The organism is Microbulbifer sp. ARAS458-1 (assembly GCF_045348205.1).
In the GTDB taxonomy this organism is placed as follows: Bacteria; Pseudomonadota; Gammaproteobacteria; order Pseudomonadales; family Cellvibrionaceae; genus Microbulbifer.
In genome coordinates, this window is sequence record NZ_CP155838.1 from 2,098,966 (window position 1) to 2,116,692 (window position 17,727).

General features: G+C 55.2%; 9 protein-coding genes. 6 read left to right on the forward strand and 3 right to left on the reverse strand.

From position 1 onward, the window contains the following. Nucleotides 1-77 precede the first annotated feature (77 nt). Both AAFH99_RS08570 and AAFH99_RS08575 read right to left on the reverse strand, forming a co-directional pair. A complete protein-coding gene (locus tag AAFH99_RS08570) occupies nucleotides 78-4,151 on the reverse strand; it encodes a carbohydrate-binding protein (RefSeq protein WP_043317023.1) in 4,074 nt (1,357 codons plus the stop codon). A 411-nt stretch (nucleotides 4,152-4,562) separates the two neighbouring features. After that, entirely contained in the window at nucleotides 4,563-6,992 is a 2,430-nt protein-coding gene (locus AAFH99_RS08575) for an agarase (protein ID WP_406827501.1), read from the reverse strand. A 368-nt stretch (nucleotides 6,993-7,360) separates the two neighbouring features. On the opposite strand from AAFH99_RS08575, the gene AAFH99_RS08580 reads away from it, so the two are divergent. From AAFH99_RS08580 to eno, 3 genes are read left to right on the forward strand one after another with little or no spacing between them, the layout of a single operon-like run. Then, nucleotides 7,361-8,764 (forward strand): aldehyde dehydrogenase family protein, encoded by a 1,404-nt coding sequence (locus tag AAFH99_RS08580; RefSeq protein ID WP_406827502.1) that lies wholly within the window; start codon nucleotides 7,361-7,363, stop codon nucleotides 8,762-8,764. A gap of 2 nt (nucleotides 8,765-8,766) precedes the next feature. Further along, nucleotides 8,767-9,759, forward strand: a complete 993-nt coding sequence (locus AAFH99_RS08585; RefSeq protein WP_406827503.1) for a phosphotransferase family protein — start codon at nucleotides 8,767-8,769, stop codon at nucleotides 9,757-9,759. Continuing rightward, a complete protein-coding gene (gene eno, locus AAFH99_RS08590; RefSeq protein WP_406827504.1) occupies nucleotides 9,756-11,072 on the forward strand; it encodes a phosphopyruvate hydratase in 1,317 nt (438 codons plus the stop codon). The genes AAFH99_RS08585 and eno overlap by 4 nt, the downstream gene beginning before the upstream one ends. Before the next feature lie 59 nt (nucleotides 11,073-11,131). On the opposite strand, the gene AAFH99_RS08595 is transcribed toward eno, so the two are convergent. Then, the gene (locus AAFH99_RS08595; RefSeq protein WP_051686978.1) at nucleotides 11,132-12,457 is read right to left on the reverse strand and encodes a carbohydrate-binding protein; all 1,326 of its coding nucleotides are present in this window, start codon (nucleotides 12,455-12,457) and stop codon (nucleotides 11,132-11,134) included. 192 nt (nucleotides 12,458-12,649) lie between these two features. Here AAFH99_RS08595 and AAFH99_RS08600 point away from each other — a divergent pair, with 192 nt between their 5' ends. The 3 genes from AAFH99_RS08600 to AAFH99_RS08610 all read left to right on the forward strand — a co-directional run bounded on the left by AAFH99_RS08600 (nucleotide 12,650) and on the right by AAFH99_RS08610 (nucleotide 17,571). Then, the gene (locus AAFH99_RS08600) at nucleotides 12,650-13,948 is read left to right on the forward strand and encodes an MFS transporter (RefSeq protein ID WP_406827506.1); all 1,299 of its coding nucleotides are present in this window, start codon (nucleotides 12,650-12,652) and stop codon (nucleotides 13,946-13,948) included. A gap of 33 nt (nucleotides 13,949-13,981) precedes the next feature. Further along, nucleotides 13,982-16,336, forward strand: a complete 2,355-nt coding sequence (locus AAFH99_RS08605) for an agarase (RefSeq protein ID WP_406827507.1) — start codon at nucleotides 13,982-13,984, stop codon at nucleotides 16,334-16,336. Between the two features lie 338 nt (nucleotides 16,337-16,674). Continuing rightward, a complete protein-coding gene (locus AAFH99_RS08610) occupies nucleotides 16,675-17,571 on the forward strand; it encodes an SMP-30/gluconolactonase/LRE family protein (protein ID WP_406827508.1) in 897 nt (298 codons plus the stop codon). The last annotated feature ends 156 nt before the right edge of the window (nucleotides 17,572-17,727 follow it).

Sequence of the window (17,727 nt, forward strand, 5' to 3'; positions counted from 1 at the left end):
TACTGAATCATTAAAAAACCCCGCCCTGTTATCAGGGCGGGGTTTTTTTGTTTGAGACGATAAGTCTGTAAGTCGACTTAATTACGCACTGGTGTGGTGCTGTAGTCTTTGATAATCAGATTAGCGACGGTCAGATCACCGTTGTGACGGAAGTCCACGCTGATCGTGTTGTTTGCCTGCAGTATGTCAGCCGGAACGGGAATCTCCAGGGTGTTGAAGTACCGTTCTGCAGCGTTCTGCTTGCGTCCACGCCAGTCCAGTGGCGTCTCAACGGTCTGGCCATTGATGGTCAGGCTGTCGATCTGCAGCAGGCTGTCAGGGGTGTCGTCTTCACCTGGGAACAGGGCTACCGTGAGTCGCAGTTGTGCTTCGGCATAGCCCGAGGGAACAGCGACATTGTTCACCTGCAGTGATTTTGCTCCGCCAGCTACTGTAATACGGTGCGGTTCGCTACCACCACTGACACTGTTACCGAAGTACTTCTTCTCGTTCATGGACTGGTTGATCGCCACATTGTTGCTCAGAGTGTAGCGCAATACCACTGTGCCATCGGCAGCCAGCGTGAGCTTGCTCGGAGCTTGCTGCATATGATGCCGATCAGTGATGGTGTCGAAGCTGCTGTTGAAATGCATGTTGCGCATTTCAACATTCTGAACTGCCGATCCGAGGCCAGCGACATCGAGGTCGATGGTGGTGGCGACGGTTTCTAGGTTGTTGATGATCACGAATACTTCGTTTCCATCTACATAGGACTGCACTTGTACGTCGGCATCGGAGGAAACAGCATCCACTCGCGTGCCGTCTACATCGGCCCACAGCTCGAAGAACTGAATGTAGTCGGACCAGTGCCAATCGTCATTGTTCAGCTGAGACTCTTTCATCATGCTGTAGTGGTAGGGCGCGGTACAGGTGCGCACTTCTTCATAGCCACAACCGAATGGTTTGTAGCCCCACAGTGGTTTCGCAGGGGTAAACGGCATGGACTTTATGACGTAGTCAGGTCGATCCAGGATCTGCATCAACATGGCGTTAAAGGATTTGACCACCTCAGACTCGTAACGACTGTTGTGCGCCAGGTAATCCCAGCCACCCTGTACCGCACCGTACTCGGAAAGTACGATTGGTGTGCGGTTGGCTGCGCCATTTTGATGGACGTCATACCACTCCATCATGTCCAGCATGGCCGGTAGGTGCCCACCGCGGCGTAATGTGGACGTTGAATCGTTGGAGACGCCCGGCCAGTCGTACACATGCACGGCATAGAAGTCCATGTTGTGGCCGGCAGCATCCATAAAGCCTTTCCACATTACATCCCACTGGTACCAGTCTTGGCTGCGGGTATCATCAACCGTTGTGGTCATCGCATTGCGGAAGAAGGCTCTTGCGGCTTCCTGTACTTCTGGGTCTTCGTTGGTAATCCACTGATCATAGTTATCGTCGCCGAAGCGGGAGATACCATCGCGGCGATAGAAGTCATGCTGACCCCAGGTCATGCCGCCAATCATCGGTGCTTCGTTACCGAGTTTGGAACGGATTTCCTGCGCAACCAGATTGTGGTATTCCCACAGCGCTTCCTGGTTGGTGACCATGAACTTACCGGTTTTCATTTCCATGTCCGGTTCGTTAATCACTTCCCAGAATTTTGGCATGGGGTCGCCCACATTGCCGTTGCTGGAGTTGGCGTAGTAGTGCTTCAGATATTGACCCATCCAGGCTGCGGAGGTTTCGATATCCATCGGCTGCCAGCCGTGCCAGGTCTTTCCGTTGTCGTACCAGCTCAGGGTCGGGTAGGTTGGATGCGGGTTGGTACCGGCAATCAGCTCGGTGCTTTCCGGGCTGAAGCGTTTGTAGAAGGCATTCGCTTCGTAGCTCTCGCGGAGTTCCTGACCGCGTGTCACCATGTAATCCATATCCGGCCAGTTGGCTTTGTTTGGATCTTCTTTGGTGTCCTGGAATTTCCAGGTTGCGGTGCCGTTGTCGCGGCCCAGGGTTACGTCGAGAGTGTTCAGGAAATAGTTAAGCTTGTCCGCGTGGCCTTTCCAGTCATTCTCGTAAATGGTGGTGTGCGCAGTGATGTGCCGGTTACGACCGAAATCGGAAACGCCATTGACGCTGTGTTTGATGTTCGCGTTGACCGTTACAGTTGCGCTGTGGCTATTGCCCACCTGTGTGGCGGAGCAGCCGGACTCGTTGGCAAACTCGCCAGCGGGGGTCGAAGGGCAGTTGTCTGCGCTGTTGGCAACACCATCACCGTCGCTGTCGGCAAAGCCGGTACAGCCAGAGGGGTCGACATTCTGACCGTACGGCGTGTTTGCGCAATTGTCGGCGCTGTTTAGTACACCGTCGAAGTCGTCGTCGTCACCGCCCGCGCTGGCACAGCCTACCGCGTTGACAAACTCATCGGCACCCGTAGTCGGGCATTGATCCAGGTTGTCGGTAATGCCGTCTTCATCGGTGTCCAGTTGGGAAGGGGCGCAGCCTACGCTGTTTGCAGTTTCCGCCGGATCGGTGCTCGGGCACTGATCTGAAACATCCGGGGTGCCGTCGCCGTCGCCATCGAGCGCCAGGTCCGCGTCGCCTACACGCTCAAAGATCGCGTAGTCGATATTGAACTGGAAGTCCTGGCTGCCCGCTCCATAAATACGGATGGTGAGGTCGCCAGCGAACAGATTGATTTCGCTGGAGGCATTGAGCAGGTAGAAACTGTCCCAGTCACCCTGGCTTTGTACGTCGGTGGTGTTCTTGATGACCAGCTCACCTTCGTGGTCGGTTGCCATCAGGCCGACAGACGTACCGGAAGTATTGCCAGTACCGACGAAGAATTTCGGACGGTAAAGGCCGGACTGATCCAGGCTCAGGTTGTACTCGAGGTAGTCGCCACTGTTGAAGTAGTTCACTGCCGTGCCACCGTTGATGGCATAGGTCTCGATTTCACCACCCACAATGTGCGCACTTTCAGCCTGCAGGGTGAAGGTGCCGGAAACAGGGCTGCCGTTACCGGGGCTGCTGCCACCAGAGCTGGAGCCGCCGGAGCTTGAGGAGGAGGAACTCGAAGAACTAGAGGAAGAACTTGAGCTGCTGCCGCCAGATGAACTGGAGCTACTGGAAGAGCTCGACGAAGAAGAGCTGGAGGAGCTTGATGAGGAGCCGCCGCCGGAGCCGGAGCCCGCGCCGTCGTAGCTCAACTCAAAGCGGTCCAGGTTCCACTGCCAGTCGTGGGTGCCACCGCCGTACACGCGGATCTGCTGGGTGCCCGCTGGTAGATAGACACTACCACCGGCCAAGGCCTGGAAGTTATCCCAACCGGCGTTGGGAACGCTGGTTTGCGCCAGCGTCTGCCAGCTACCACTGCTATTGTGCTGGAAATCAATGCGGCCGCCGTTAATTGCGGTACCGGCAAAATAGGTGAGGTCGTAGTTGCCTGCCTGCGGAACAGAAATGGTGTATTCCGCATAGTCGCCTTTGTTGACGTAGTTGATCGCCGTCGCGCCGTTTGTGGTGTAGGTGCCGATCTTCTGTGGTTGGCCATCGGCGTAGGTGCCGCCAACCTGTGTGAAGCTTTCCGCTTCCACGGTGAACGCACTGCTGCCACCGCCGCTGCTGGAGCTGCCGCCACTACTACTGGAGCTGCTCGAACTACCACCGGTGTTGACCTGGGTCAGCTCCAGCGCATCCAGGTTCCACTGCCAGTCGTTGCTGCCGGAGCCCACCACGCGCAGGTTCACGGTGCCCGCTGGGAGCGTGACATTGCCCGCATCCAGAGGCTGGAAATTATCCCAGTTTCCGGTGGGAACGGCTTTCTTGACCAGTGAGTTCCAGCTACTGCCGCTACCGATCTGGAAATCGATCTCTGCACCGGAGGCGACACCGGTACCGATCAGGTACTGGAGGTTGTAGGTGCCCGCTTCCGCGATCTGTAAAGAATACTCCGCGTAGTCACTGCGGTTCACATAGTTGATGGCGGTAACGCCATTGACTGAGTAGGTGCTGATTTTTTGAGGCTGGCCATCGGCGTAGGTGCCGCCCACGCTGCTGAAGGCTTCCGCTTCAATTCGATAGTCTGCAGCGGTCGCGGCAGTACTGAAGGCGATACCAGCGGCCAGCACAGACTGTGCCAGCGCCAGTGGGCGCCTGGGGTAGGGGAGTTTCATCGCTTGCTCCGAGATTAAGACACGGTACATCGGGTGTCGTTATTATTTTTGAACCGCTCGGGCGCTTGCCGGTACCTCGGATTGGCGAAGCGCTTGGACGGCGGCTCCAGATCGACTGCAGTTGCCGCGAGTACATCCTGTTGATGCAGGTTTTGGGGTGCGGCGCTGTTAGCGTTATGTCTGCCGTCATAATTATTAAACAATAAACTGTTAACAATCGACAATGTGAATTTGATGGTTTGTCGTGCTTTTCTCCCTGATTCTTTCGGGGATGAGAACTGTCTCTAGAAACGCGATGTGAAGTGGGAAGCGATGGGAAGTAAAGAAGCGGGCCGGTAGTGAGTACCGGCCCGCGAAAGGTGAAAGTCGTAGTTGTTATGTTGGAATGAAGCGCCTGGGTCAGAAATGTGCTTAATTCCGCGCACCGCGCTTCAGGGGTTCGGTGGTGTTGAATACCTGCAAAGTAGCGGTACTCACAAAGCCTCCATCGTCCTCAAACACGATTTCAATATCGTTGTCTTCGCTAAGGAAACTCAGGTCCACCGGTATTTCGAGCACGCCGAAATACTGGGCACGTCCTTTACCGCCGTAGTATTGATCGTAACCCTGGTAGTCTTCCGGTACGGTGACCACATTGCCGTTAACAGTAACGCTTGGGGTGAGGGATTTGCCATGATCGCGTCCAACGCCCAGGCGCAGCACCGCTTCGCCGTTGTCTCCCACAGTCACATCGTCGATTGCAAACTGAAGCTTGGCGTTGGCTGTGATGGCCTGTTTGTATTTGTCGGCGTAGTACTTGGTTTCTGTGGCGTCGCCATCAATCGTGATCGCATCCGCATAGGTCAACTGAAGAATGGTTGTGCCTTCAGACTTCAGTGTGTACATCTGCGGCAGTTCTGTCGCATTACTTTCGTCCAGTACCGGCTTGCCGCCGCTGTCGTAGTGCAGTTCCTTGATGGTTACGCTTTGCAGGCTGTTTCCGTCCACGCCCAGCGCCGCAAGGCTCAGCTCGGTATCTTCCTGCTCCAGGTTATTCAGCACTAGGTAAGCGGTATCGCCATCTACATAGGCGTTCACCTGAACGTCTAGATCGCTGGCCCAGCTATCCACACGGGTGCCTTTTACGTCGGACCAAAGCTGATAGAACTTCACCAATTCCGTGTATACCCAGGCATCACCGGTCTCACCAGCGGCTTCGTGCTTCTGGCGCATCAGGCGGTTGGAATATGGAACGGTTTCCGATTTTCTGCCCCACTCAGCCTTGACGGTAACAAATGGAATCGACTTCAGAATCTGGTCCGGGCGTTCCAGCATGTTCATGGTCAGGCCATTGAGGGCACGCAGCTTGTAGCCGTCTCGCTCCGGTGACCAAGGGTCGTTCATGATGCTGTGGACGGTAGCACCGATCTCGGACACCAAAAATGGCATGCGCTCGCCGGTGGCCATCAGGCTGTACTGCTCCAACATGTCGAAGGTGGCTTCGACGTTGCTGCCACGGCGCAGCTGGCGGGTGCCATTGATGGCCGGGAAGTCATAGAAATGCACCGACAGGAAATCCATGTTCTCACCGGCGATATCGATAAACAGTTTGTCGCGCGCTTCCCAGCGATTGAAATTGTCTTTGTCAAAGTCTGGAAAGGCGACGGTGTAACCGCCAATCAGCACATTATCGTGCGAGGCCTGATTCCAGGCATCGCGATATGCGCGAACTTCATTGGCCACGGCGTTATGGAATTTGAATACGGCTTCTGGTGTGGCCGCTGTCTTCTCATCTTTCGGGTAATCCACCAGCTCGTAGAGCGGCTCGTTCATCACCTCCAGATAGACCGGTTTTGGTTGACCGAACTCGTCGGTCTCACCACGATTGAAATACTCGTAGAGGTAGTTAGCCATGAAGTGCCCGACCGCAGTGCCGAATGGCTCATCTTCGGTATCTGTGGTCGAGAAGGACCAGCCCATGCCGGTATCGTCACCGTTTGGCCAGTAGGGGTGCTGCTGGCCGCCGACGATCATATCGGTGGCTCTGTGCTCATGTTTTCGCGCGAGCTGCCAGCGAGCGTCTTCGTTTTTGGTGTAAGTCCAGCGAACACCGCCGGCGTTGGTGACGGCCGTATCAACATCAATGAAGCCCGGACGCGCTCCGTCTTCGGTCAGTTGGCTCAATTGCCATTTCATATCTCCGGTATCACGCCCCAGATAGACGTCGTAGCCTTCCAGGAAGTTGGTCATCAAATCCGGATCTTCGTTGGGAGCATTTCGGGCAGTGGTGTAGTCGAACCATTCGTTTTCCTTATTCGACGCGTGCAGCGTAATGAACTTTCGGCGATCAAACTCCGATTCTCCGCCTACGGAGTGACGCATATTCAGATTGAAATCGACTTTCACTCCGGTATCTGCCGGTGGCTCGGGATGCATCGGCTCTGCTGTGGTCGTTACCGCGTAATCTGCACTGATGCCGCCAATAGAGAGTGTTGCGGTGACTGTGGTGCTGTATTCGGTGCTGGCGGTTACCCGAACCGATACGCTATCCCCGTTCTCCACGGTAGCGGCGTCGCTGCTGAAAGCCCCATTGTTCACCGAGTATTCACCGCCACTGATACTGATATTCGCGGCTGCATTAATACCGGAAACCGTGATTGCACCGGAGGTGTAGGCGGTTCCCATTTCGGCATCGGTAACGGCGGTGAATGAAAACGCATCCGGCCGTGTGTCCTGCTGCGTTTTTCCTCCATCATCCGGGGGCGGGTTGTTGTTGGAACCGCCGCTGCCGCCACCACAGGCAACCAGGGCTGCGGTCAGTGTCAGTAAGGCAAAGCGGGCGGGCAGGGAATGGGGCTTCATCCGTTTTCTCCAAGTGTCTTATTTATTATCGACTTGAATACTAGGGTGGAAGCGAGCATTCTGTAAATGGTGAATTGTTAACAGAATGTTCTGGAGTTCGAACAATTGTGCCATTTGTGTCAGATTGTGTTCTTAATAGGGCTTTGGAAGAGGCGAAATAGATAGAGGAGCAGTGCGTGGAAGATTAGAGTCTGGTCTAACTTTTTATGTTGTTGACTGTTAACAAAAGCGTTAGTGTTTGGGTTAGTGCAGTTCCACCTTTAGTCAATAACCAACAATAATGAGTAAAGCGATGATTGAAACCAGCGCGAAAGTCCAGGCATTCCTCGGTCAGTCCCCCCGTTCCTTTCTATTCCAACGGTGCCTGGATGTCCGGCAGTAAATCCATGCCGGTGGAGAACCCAGCAGACAAGTCCTCACTAGCAACGATTGCTAAAGCCGTCGCCACCGACGCAGAGCAGGCGATTGAAGCCGCACACACCGCATTCCAGTCCTGGCAGGACACCACGCCCGCCGAGCGCGCCGCACTGCTGCGCAAGTTGGCAGATCTGTGTGAGCGCGATGCGGAAGAGCTTTCACAGCTGGAAGCGCTGGATGTAGGCAAACCCGTGGAAAACGCCCGCGGTTTTGATGTGCCCTTTGGTATCGAGTGTCTGCGTTATTTCGCCGATCTGTGCGAGCAGGAACAATTTGAAACCCCGCTGGCCCTGGATGGTATGAAGCAGGCGCGCACGGTACGCCTGCCTTACGGTGTGGTCGGCTTTATCTTCCCCTGGAACTTCCCGCTGACGTTGTGCCAATGGGGCATCGCGCCGGCACTGGCCGCGGGCAATACTGTAGTGATCAAGCCCTCTGAGGTCACTCCGCTTTCTACCCTGTATCTCGCAAAGTTGGCGGAAGAAGCCGGCTTCCCTGCGGGTGTCATCAATGTGCTGCCCGGCGAAGGTCCGGAGGTGGGCACCGTGTTTACCCGTCACCCGAAAGTGCGCTTTGTTTCCTTTACCGGCTCTTCCCGCGTTGGTCGCCTGATCGGCGAAGCCTGCGGTGCGAACCTGAAGCCGGTAAAGCTCGAGCTTGGCGGCAAGGGCGCTTCCATTATTTGTGACGATGCCAATATCAGCGCGGCGGCGGCAGGTCTTGCCGGTGCCATTACGCTGAATACCGGGCAGGTGTGCTGCACCGCGACCCGCTGGATTGTGCATGAGAGCGTCGCCTCTGAATTTATCGAGAAGGTAAAGGGGGAGCTGGACAAGGTAATGATCAAAGCCGGTATGAACGAAGACAGCCAGATGGGCCCGCTGGTCAGCGAGCGCCAACTGAATACTGTGAACGGTTATATCCAGCAGGGCCAGGCGCAGGGCGCCGAAGTGGTTTACGGTGGCAAGAATATTTCCGATGCGGAGCGCTCCGGCTATTACGTCAGCCCCACACTGCTCATGGGATCCGAAGAAAATGTCTGCTTCCGCGAAGAAATCTTCGGCCCCGTGGCCTATATCACCACATTTAAAGACGACGTAGACGCACTGCGTCAGGTCAACAGCCTGGATTATGGATTGGCCAATAGCGTGTGGACCGGCAATAACGACCGTGCCATTGCCATCGCCAAGAAAATGGTTTCTGGTAACAGTTGGGTCAATGCCCATAACGTATTCGCCTACGGACTGCCTTACGGTGCCTGCAGTGCCAGTGGTATGGGCGGTGGCGTAAACAGTCGTGAAACCATGCTGGACTACACCCGCAATTTATCGATCGCCGAACCCGAAGAGGAATAACTGTGGATCAGGTAGCCTTATGTAATTACCTGATCGACAAAGGTCTTCTGCACTCACCGGATGCAACCTTTACCCCGCTCTCCGGCGGGGTTTCTTGTGAAATCCTGGTTGTAGATGACGGCCGGTCGCGCTTCGTAGTGAAACGCGCGCTGGATAAGCTCAAGGTAAAAGACGATTGGTTTGCGGATATCAAACGCAACATCACCGAACAGGAATACCTGCGTTACGTTGGTAAGTTCCTGCCGGAATCCGTACCCGCCATTCTCTACTCTGATGCGGAAAATTACTTTTTCTGTATGGAGATGATTGAGGGTGGCCTGGAGAACTGGAAGTCACGCCTGTTGCTTGGGGAATACGACCGTCAGTACGCGCGACTTGCCGGGGATTACCTCGGTACCATTCATCGCAAGTCACTGGGGGATGCGATTGCCCGGGATAAATTTGACACCCTCAAAGACTTCACCGAGCTGCGCCTGGAGCCCTACCTACTGAAGACCGGTAGCCGGCACCCGCAGCTCAATCCGTACTTCAGCGCAGAAGCAGAGCGGATTGCTGATACCAGTACCTGTCTGATCCACGGCGACTACAGTCCGAAAAATCTGATGGTGGGCAGTGGCCGGCTGGTGATCCTGGATTGCGAAGTCGCCTGGTACGGCGACCCGGTATTTGATGTCGCCTTTCTGCTGAACCACTTCCTGCTGAAAGCGCTGCACCGGCCCAAAAACGCCGCGCAAATACTGGGTCTCGGCCGGAAGGTGTGGGAGAGCTACACCACCGCTGCAGATTCGGTTGTCGACAGCGAATTCGAAGCCGGTCTTTGCCATCTGCTGCCGATGCTGATGCTCGCCCGGGTGGATGGGAAATCGCCGGTGGAATACCTCGACAGCAGCCAGCAGCAGACCGTACGGGATTTTACTTATGCGGTAATCCCGGATTCCCCCAAAACACTCAACCAACTTGTGCACCAGTGGACGGAGCTTTTGACAGCCGAATGAATAACGGTAAGAAAATCATGAATATCCAGAGTATTGACGCCTTTCAGATTTACGACTCCCGCGGTTTTCCGACCGTAGAAGTGCAGGTCACCCTCGATAGCGGCATCACCGGAGCCGGCCTAGTGCCGAGCGGTGCTTCCACCGGCCAGTTCGAAGCATTGGAGCTGCGCGACGGTGATAAAGCGCGTTTTCGCGGCAAGTCTGTATTTAGGGCGATTGAAAATATCCAGAAAGAAATCGCCCCCGCATTGAAGGGCATGCTGGTCACCGACCTGAAAGCCATCGACAGCAGGCTCGTTGAGCTGGACGGCACCGCCAACAAGTCCCGCCTCGGTGCCAACGCCACCCTCGGCGTATCCATGGCCTGCGCCCGCGCCGCTGCCAACGCCCGCGGTGTACCGTTGTACGAGTACCTGAGTGCGGTAAGAGGCAAAGAGCAGGGCACCCTGTTGCCACTGAACGAAATCCAGATTCTTGGCGGTGGCGCACACGCCGACTGGGCCATCGATATCCAGGATTTCCTGATCATTGCGGTAGGTGCCAAAACTTATCAAGAAACCCTGGAAATGACTTTCAATATCTACCACGCCGCCGGCGAAGTGATGAAGGCGCGTGGAAAAAGCGTCGGTCTCGCCGACGAAGGCGGCTGGTGGCCCGCATTCGACAGCAACGAAGAACCCTTCGAGGTCCTGCTGGAAGCGGTACGTTTGGCAGGCTACGAAGCGGGCAAAGATGTCGCCATCTCACTGGATATCGCCGCCAGCGACCTGTTTGACGGTGAGCGCTATCACCTGAAGAAAGACGGTACCTCGTACACCCCTTCAGAATTCTGCGATCTGATGATCCAGTGGTGCGACAAGTACCCCATCATCTCCATAGAAGATCCCTTCGCCGATACTGACTTTGACAGCTGGAAACGCTTCACCACAGAAGTGGGCAAGCGCGTGCAGGTCATCGGCGACGACCTGTTCACCACCAATATCGAGCGCATCCAGAACGGCATCGACAGCCAACTGGCCAATTCGGTACTGATCAAACTCAATCAGATCGGCACAGTCTCCGAAACCATGGCCGCCATCGAAATGACCCAGCAAGCCGGCTGGCTCCCCGTCGTCTCTGCACGCTCCGGCGAAACCGAAGATGCCTTCATCGCACACCTGGCGGTGGCCACTAACGCCGGTCAGCTCAAGGTGGGTTCCTTTGCCCGGAGTGAGCGGATGGTGAAGTGGAATGAGGTACTGCGGATCGAACGGAGTCTGGGCAACCGGGCTCGGTTTGTGGGGGCGGAGCTCTATCGGATCATTTTCTCCTGAATTTTTCTGAGAAAAAGGCCGGAGGGAGCTTCCGCTCCGGCCTTTTGCTTTGGTGATTGTCAGTTGCTCAACGTAAATTTGTCGAGATTCCACTGCCAGTCGTGTGTACCTGCCCCGTAAAGTCTCACAGTATGTGTACCGGCTTCGAGATAAACCGTACCTCCGCTTAATGGTTGGAAATTGTTCCAGCCGGCATTAGGTACCGCTGTCTGTGTCTTGTTGCTCCAGGTTCCACTTTCATTGACAAGGAAGTCAATACGTCCACCGGTAATACCGCTACTGATGTTATAGGTAATGTTGTAGATGCGATCTTCAGGCACGGTGACGGTGTAGTCTGCATAGTCTTCGCGATTCACGTAATTGATCGCTGTAGTAGCTCCCGTTGTGTAGGTGCTAATGGCTTGCGATTGGCCGTCTGAAAAATAGCCTCCAACGTTATCGAAATCTTCCGCCTCTTTCTCGACACTGATGCTCCCATTGCCGGGGCCACCGCCATTGGTATCAGGCACGGGTTTATAAAAGCGAACCCAGTCAACCAGGAATTTGTTTCGGCTCGGATCGGCCAGTTCTTCATCTGTCGGCGGCGCTGTGCCCTGCGTATCGCGCCAGGGTTGGTGTTCTGCGTCGAAGATTACCTGCATCGGTTTGCTGAGGCCCGTGCCGCCTGTATAGCCGTAGGGGTCGATCATACTCGGGCCGGTGACAGTGCGTACGTGCTCGCCGTTGACGTAGTACTCCAGTGTCCAGGGATCTACCCAGTAGGTGCCGATTCGAATCCACTGATTGCGCCAGGTGCCGCCATTGGGGTTTGGGTACCAGCTGCCGTCATCTTTGGGCTGGTAGTCCTGGAACGGCTCGCGGATAAACACGTGATGGCTGAGGTGCAGGCGCTCATCGAACCAGGTCTCGCTGGGACGGTCACTGCCGTAGGATTCCAGTACGTCGATTTCCTGGGTGGAATCAGAGCTCAGCAACCAGAAGGCGTTGGCCATGGTGAGGTTGGTGATCTGAACGCGCGCTTCCATATACAGGGGGTAGGTGACGCTTTCATTGGAGTGGATAGCGCCGGCATGAATCTTGGTGGTTCCGGCCTTGCGGCTGGCTTTAATGACCAGGTTACCGCTTTCTACCGAGGAGTTTGGGCCGTAGTACTCGGTTTCGCCCGGGCCTAGCCAGGGGTTGATAAAGCCTTCGCTCCAGCGCTCGAAGAATGTGGCGCTCTTACCGGAAGCTGGTGCCGAGTAGTTGAAGTCATCAGAGAGCGGGTGTAGCTCCCAGGTGTTGCCGGGGCCCGCATCGGCTGGAACCGGAGTGCCGTCCCAGTCGGCGGCCATCAGGGGGGTACTAAACACGAGCGCCGCCAGGGCGCACTGAGTGGTTTTCATTGCTTTGCTCCTTGCGCTCATTCTGGTACTGGATGAGCGCGTTATTGTTATATTGGAGCGGTTAGGTTACTGTTAATTGTTGACAATTTGAAGTGGCCATTGATTGCGCAGGTACGGAATGGGGACTCGTTCGCATTTCCAGGCACTCAATGCCGCGTCGCGACCACATAACAACGACGATGCAGTAGCGGTATGAAAGCAGCCAATAAATTCGGGGTTCTGGCACTGATCTTTATCAGTGTGGTGATCAACTATATGGACCGCACCAATATCTCGGTGGCGGCCAATGCGATTTCTGAGGATCTGAGCCTCACATCCGTACAGATGGGGATTATCTTCTCTGCCTTCGCCTGGACCTATTCCATCATGCAGATTCCCGGTGGGATGATTGTGGATGTGGTGAAGGTGCGGATCCTGTATCCCTTCATTCTGGTGGCCTGGTCGCTGGCGACCATCGTACAGGGTCTGGTCAGTTCACTGGCGGCGCTGGTGGGATGCCGCATGGCGATCGGTTTTTTCGAGGCGCCGTCCTACCCCGCGAATAATAAGATCGTTACCCAATGGTTTTCTCAGCAGGAGCGGGCCAGTGCGATTGCGGTGTATACCTCCGGGCAGTTTATCGGTCTCGCATTTTTGATGCCGGTACTGGCTTTGATTCAGGAGTGTTTTGGCTGGCGCGGGCTGTTTATTATCTCTGGGGTGATCGGCATCGTCTGGGCGGCGATCTGGTACTGGCTGTATCGTGAGCCCGAGAGTGACATTGGCGCTGCGGCGAGCCAGGAGCGGGATCAGAAGTCTTCGGTAAATGTCGGTGAACGTTCCGCGGCGGTGAGCTGGGGCAATATCCGTCTGGCCTTCTCCAGTCGCAAGCTTTGGGGGATCTATATCGGGCAATTTTGCCTGGGCAGTACCCTGATTTTCTTCCTCACCTGGTTCCCGACCTATCTCGCCGAGTACCGGGGGATGGGGGACCTGAAAACCGGGTTACTGGCTTCGGTACCGTTTCTGGCTGCTTTTTGCGGGGTGCTGCTCTCCGGCTTTACTTCCGACTGGCTGGTGCGGCGTGGCTTCTCGAATGAGTTTGCACGCAAGACACCAGTGATCCTTGGCCTGTTACTTTCCGGCTCTGTGATCGGCGCCAACTATATGGACTCGATTGCCGCCGTTACCTTTTTTCTATCCCTTGCCTTCTTCGGCAACGGTCTCGCCTCTATCAACTGGGTATTTGTTTCCCTGATCGCCCCGAAGCAAATGGTCGGTTTGGTGGGAGGCTGCTTCAACTTTATTGGTGGCCTCTCGGCCGTAACGATTCCCGTGGCCATTGGCTTTCTGGTACAGGATGGTGATTTCCGTCCTGCCTTAGCGCTGATTGGAGCTCTGGCACTCCTGGGGCTGTGTGCCTACGTCTTTCTGGTTGGAAAGATCGAAGAGATTCCCATGCAGAGTCCAGTTCAAGACTCTGATCTAGACGCTGCCAAGTCTTTGGTTTGAGCCCTCTACATGACAATAATGAAGAGCCGAATTATGAAACTCCCAATCAAGCAATGTTCAACAGCAATTTTCCTGGCATCCCTGATTAGTGGTTGCGGTAATGACGTAAGTTCCACGGCCGTTACGCCGAATACTGTAAATATAGATGCGCCCGCGGCGGCAAGTAGCGATACCCAATCCCTGTGGACGTTTGATCAGGGCCAGCTGCCCTCGGCAATCCAACTGGAGAATGCGGATGCTCGCGTGATTGCCGGAGAGTCCGGTAAGGCGCTGGAACTACAGCTGCGTACCAAATCCCATTACTCGGCAAATATCACCTTCGCGGCTGAGAAGCCCTGGGATTGGAGTGGGTTGGGAAATTTTGCCTTTGCCTTGGACATTACCAACCCAAAGCAATCTTCGGTGCACCTGTATGTGAAAGCTGCTGACAAGCACGGTAAGGTCCAGAGCCGCAGTTTCGCTGTGCCAGAGAACTCTTCCGGCACCTATTATATGGAACTGAAAGGGCCGGATCTGACGGTGGATACCGGGATACGCTCCAACCCGCCGAGCTGGGACTCGGAGTTTCAGGACATGATCTATCGCGGTGGGGTGAAGCAGATAGATGTAAGTGCTGTCAAAAGTGTTGCCCTGTCGGTTATCGGCGTCCTTGAAGATAAAACCTTAGTGATCGATAACGTACGCCTGATTCAGCCCAAGTCGTTGGACGAAAGCTATCTCAAAGATCTTGTGGATGAGTTTGGCCAGAACAACAAGCTGGATTTCGCTAGCAAGGTAGATTCTCTGGAGGAGCTGCGCGCAATCTCTGAAGAAGAGCAATCACAGCTGCGCAAAACACCAATGGATGGCCGCTCTCGCTTCGGCGGCTGGGCAGAAGGGCCAAAGCTGGAAGCTACCGGCTATTTCCGCACTGAGAAAGTCGATGGAAAATGGGCCCTGGTAGATCCGGAAGGGCACCTGTTCTTTTCCACGGGCATTGCCAATGTGCGTCTGGCCAATACCTCCACCATTACCGGATATGACTTTGACAAAGCCAGAATTCCCCAGCGTACTCCCGGCGACCTGACGCCGGAGGATTCTCTTGGTCTTAACCGCGTGCCCGATACGGCCATTCCAACGCGCCATATCAGCTCGCCTCTGCGTGCGGATATGTTTACCTGGTTGCCGGAGTACAATGAGCCCCTGGGGCAGAACTTTGGCTATCGCCGTGAAGTGCACACCGGCGTTATTGAACACGGCGAGACATTCAGTTTTTACCGGGCCAATTTACAGCGTAAGTACGATATTGCTGATGAAGAACGGCTGATGGCGAAGTGGCGGGAGACTACGATTGATCGCATGCTCAGCTGGGGATTCACTTCCTTCGGTAACTGGATCGACCCCGCCTACTATCAGATGAATCGAATTCCGTATTTTGCCAACGGTTGGATCATCGGCAATTTCAAGACCGTAAGTAGCGGCAACGATTACTGGAGTCCGTTGCCGGATCCGTTTGATCCGTTGTTCAAAGAGCGTGCCTATATTACCGCCGAGCAGATTGGCAAAGAAGTGGCCAACAACCCCTGGTGCGTGGGTGTATTTGTAGACAACGAGAAGAGTTGGGGGCAGGAGGGCTCTACCGCTTCCCAATATGGCATTGTGATCAATACCCTGGGCCGCGCCGCTGGTGAAAGTCCCACCAAGGCACAGTTTGTACAGCTGATGCAGGATAAATATGGCGAGATCGGCAAGCTGAATACTGCCTGGAATATTCAGCTGGCGGATTGGGAAGCTTTTGCGAATGGTGTTGCGCTGACCGAATTCAGCGATGCCATGATCGAAGACTTCTCCACTATGCTGGAGCATTACACCGGCCAGTACTTCAAGATCGTGCGGGAAGCCATCAAGCACTTTATGCCGAATCATATGTATCTGGGCGCACGGTTTGCCGACTGGGGCATGACACCGGAGGTGCGCCGGGCCGCGGCGAAATACGCGGATGTGGTGAGCTACAACTACTACAAAGAGGGCGTCAGTAATAAATTCTGGAGTTTCCTCGAAGAAATTGACCGCCCTTCCATTATTGGCGAGTTCCACAATGGATCTCTGGACTCTGGTTTGCTGAGTCCCGGCCTGATTCACGCGAGCTCGCAGGCTGACCGTGGCAAGAAGTTTGCCGAATATATGAATAGTGTGATCGACAACCCGTACTTTGTTGGCGCGCACTGGTTCCAGTACATCGACTCCCCATTGACCGGCCGCGCCTACGACGGCGAAAACTATAACGTGGGCTTTGTGTCTGTTACCGACATTCCTTATCAACCATTGGTGGATGCGGTCAAAGAGGTGAACGAGAACCTGTACCAGCGCCGCTTTGGAGAAGCGAAATTGGCAGTGGCGCCAGAGTAAGAGCACACCGGATGGGTGCACATGGTCGCCCCGTACGTCTTAAGGACGACGTATGGTGTTTACAACTACCGGTGGACTGGAGCTGCTGGACGCGGATAATCCAGAGTCCGCCAGTATCCGTCTGGACCACTCGGTGTAGGCAAAGGTAATCGGTGCGATTGGCGCCACTTCTGAAGGGTAGGAATTTGCAGCTTGGTAAAAAAGGATTGTCGCGCCGGAAGCTAGTACTGGCGATGGTGTCGACCGGTTTCGCTGTCTCGCCACTGGGCGTCGCAGCCAGCGCAGGTAAAACGCATATTCGATCAAATAATGATGCAACGAGTCGAGGGGAAGAGAAGGTGAGTGAGTATTCGCACAGCACTGCTGTGTCCAGTGCGGCAGAGGTCTTCGATAAACGTACCTGCAGCCTGGGGGAAGGCCCCCTGTGGCATCCAGAGCGCAAAAACCTGTACTGGGTGGACTTGCTCAACAAGCGGGTACTTGCCAATGGCGCGGAAGGTGAACAGGCCTGGCAGTTTGATGAAATGCCTTCGGCGATCGGTTGGGTCGATCGGGACCGCGTAATTGTGGCCTGTGAAAATGGCCTGAACCTGCTGAACCTGAACAGTGGCGAGAAAACCCTGGTGTGTGCCCTGGAACCGGATCGCCCTGGCAATCGGAGCAATGACGGCCGCGCCGACCCCTGGGGTGGCTTCTGGATCGGCACCATGGGCAAGGAGGGGGAACCGGATCAGGGCAATCTGTATCGCTGGTACAAGGGTGAGTTGCGTCAACTGGACAGCGGTATGACCGTGCCGAATGGTATCTGTTTTGATCGCGTGCGCAACCTCGGCTATTACGCAGATTCGGCCAGAGGTGTGATTTATCGAGTGCCGTTAAACGAAGCCGATGGTTGGTTGGCCGGAGAGCGTGAAGTCTTTCTCGACCTCAGTAAAGAGGGATTGATCCCTGATGGGGCGGTAATGGACGGGGAGGGGAATATGTGGTCCTCCCTGTGGGATGGTGCCCGTACCCAGTGCATTACCCCGGAAGGCCGTGCAACCGACGCATTACAGGCACCGGTGATTCGCACAACATGCCCCGCCTTTGGCGGAGATGACTTTACCGATATGTATGTGACCACGGCAGCGGTCGGGCTGGAAGACCAACCCGGTGCGGCGGTGGCCAACGGTGTGACATTGGTGTATCGGAATGCTGTGAAAGGCCAGCCCGAACCTGCGGTGATTCTCTTATGAAGCGGTTCCTAAGACATTAAAACCCCCACACCTGGATCAGTTAGCAAACGTCGATGTGGTGATGAGCCACGGCTATGTCACCCATCCCTGGAAAGAACGTCACTTGCGGTGAAGTGATTCAGGCGATTGGATCGATCTTCAAGGTAAGCACAAGCA

Coding starts and splice junctions, on each gene's coding strand:
- AAFH99_RS08575 (WP_406827501.1), bottom strand. CDS start 6,992: ATGAAGCCCCATTCCCTGCCCGCCCGCTTTGCCTTACTGACACTGACC.
- AAFH99_RS08605 (WP_406827507.1), top strand. CDS start 13,982: ATGAAACTCCCAATCAAGCAATGTTCAACAGCAATTTTCCTGGCATCC.
- AAFH99_RS08595 (WP_051686978.1), bottom strand. CDS start 12,457: ATGAAAACCACTCAGTGCGCCCTGGCGGCGCTCGTGTTTAGTACCCCC.
- AAFH99_RS08570 (WP_043317023.1), bottom strand. CDS start 4,151: ATGAAACTCCCCTACCCCAGGCGCCCACTGGCGCTGGCACAGTCTGTG.
- eno (WP_406827504.1), top strand. CDS start 9,756: ATGAATAACGGTAAGAAAATCATGAATATCCAGAGTATTGACGCCTTT.
- AAFH99_RS08600 (WP_406827506.1), top strand. CDS start 12,650: ATGAAAGCAGCCAATAAATTCGGGGTTCTGGCACTGATCTTTATCAGT.
- AAFH99_RS08580 (WP_406827502.1), top strand. CDS start 7,361: ATGTCCGGCAGTAAATCCATGCCGGTGGAGAACCCAGCAGACAAGTCC.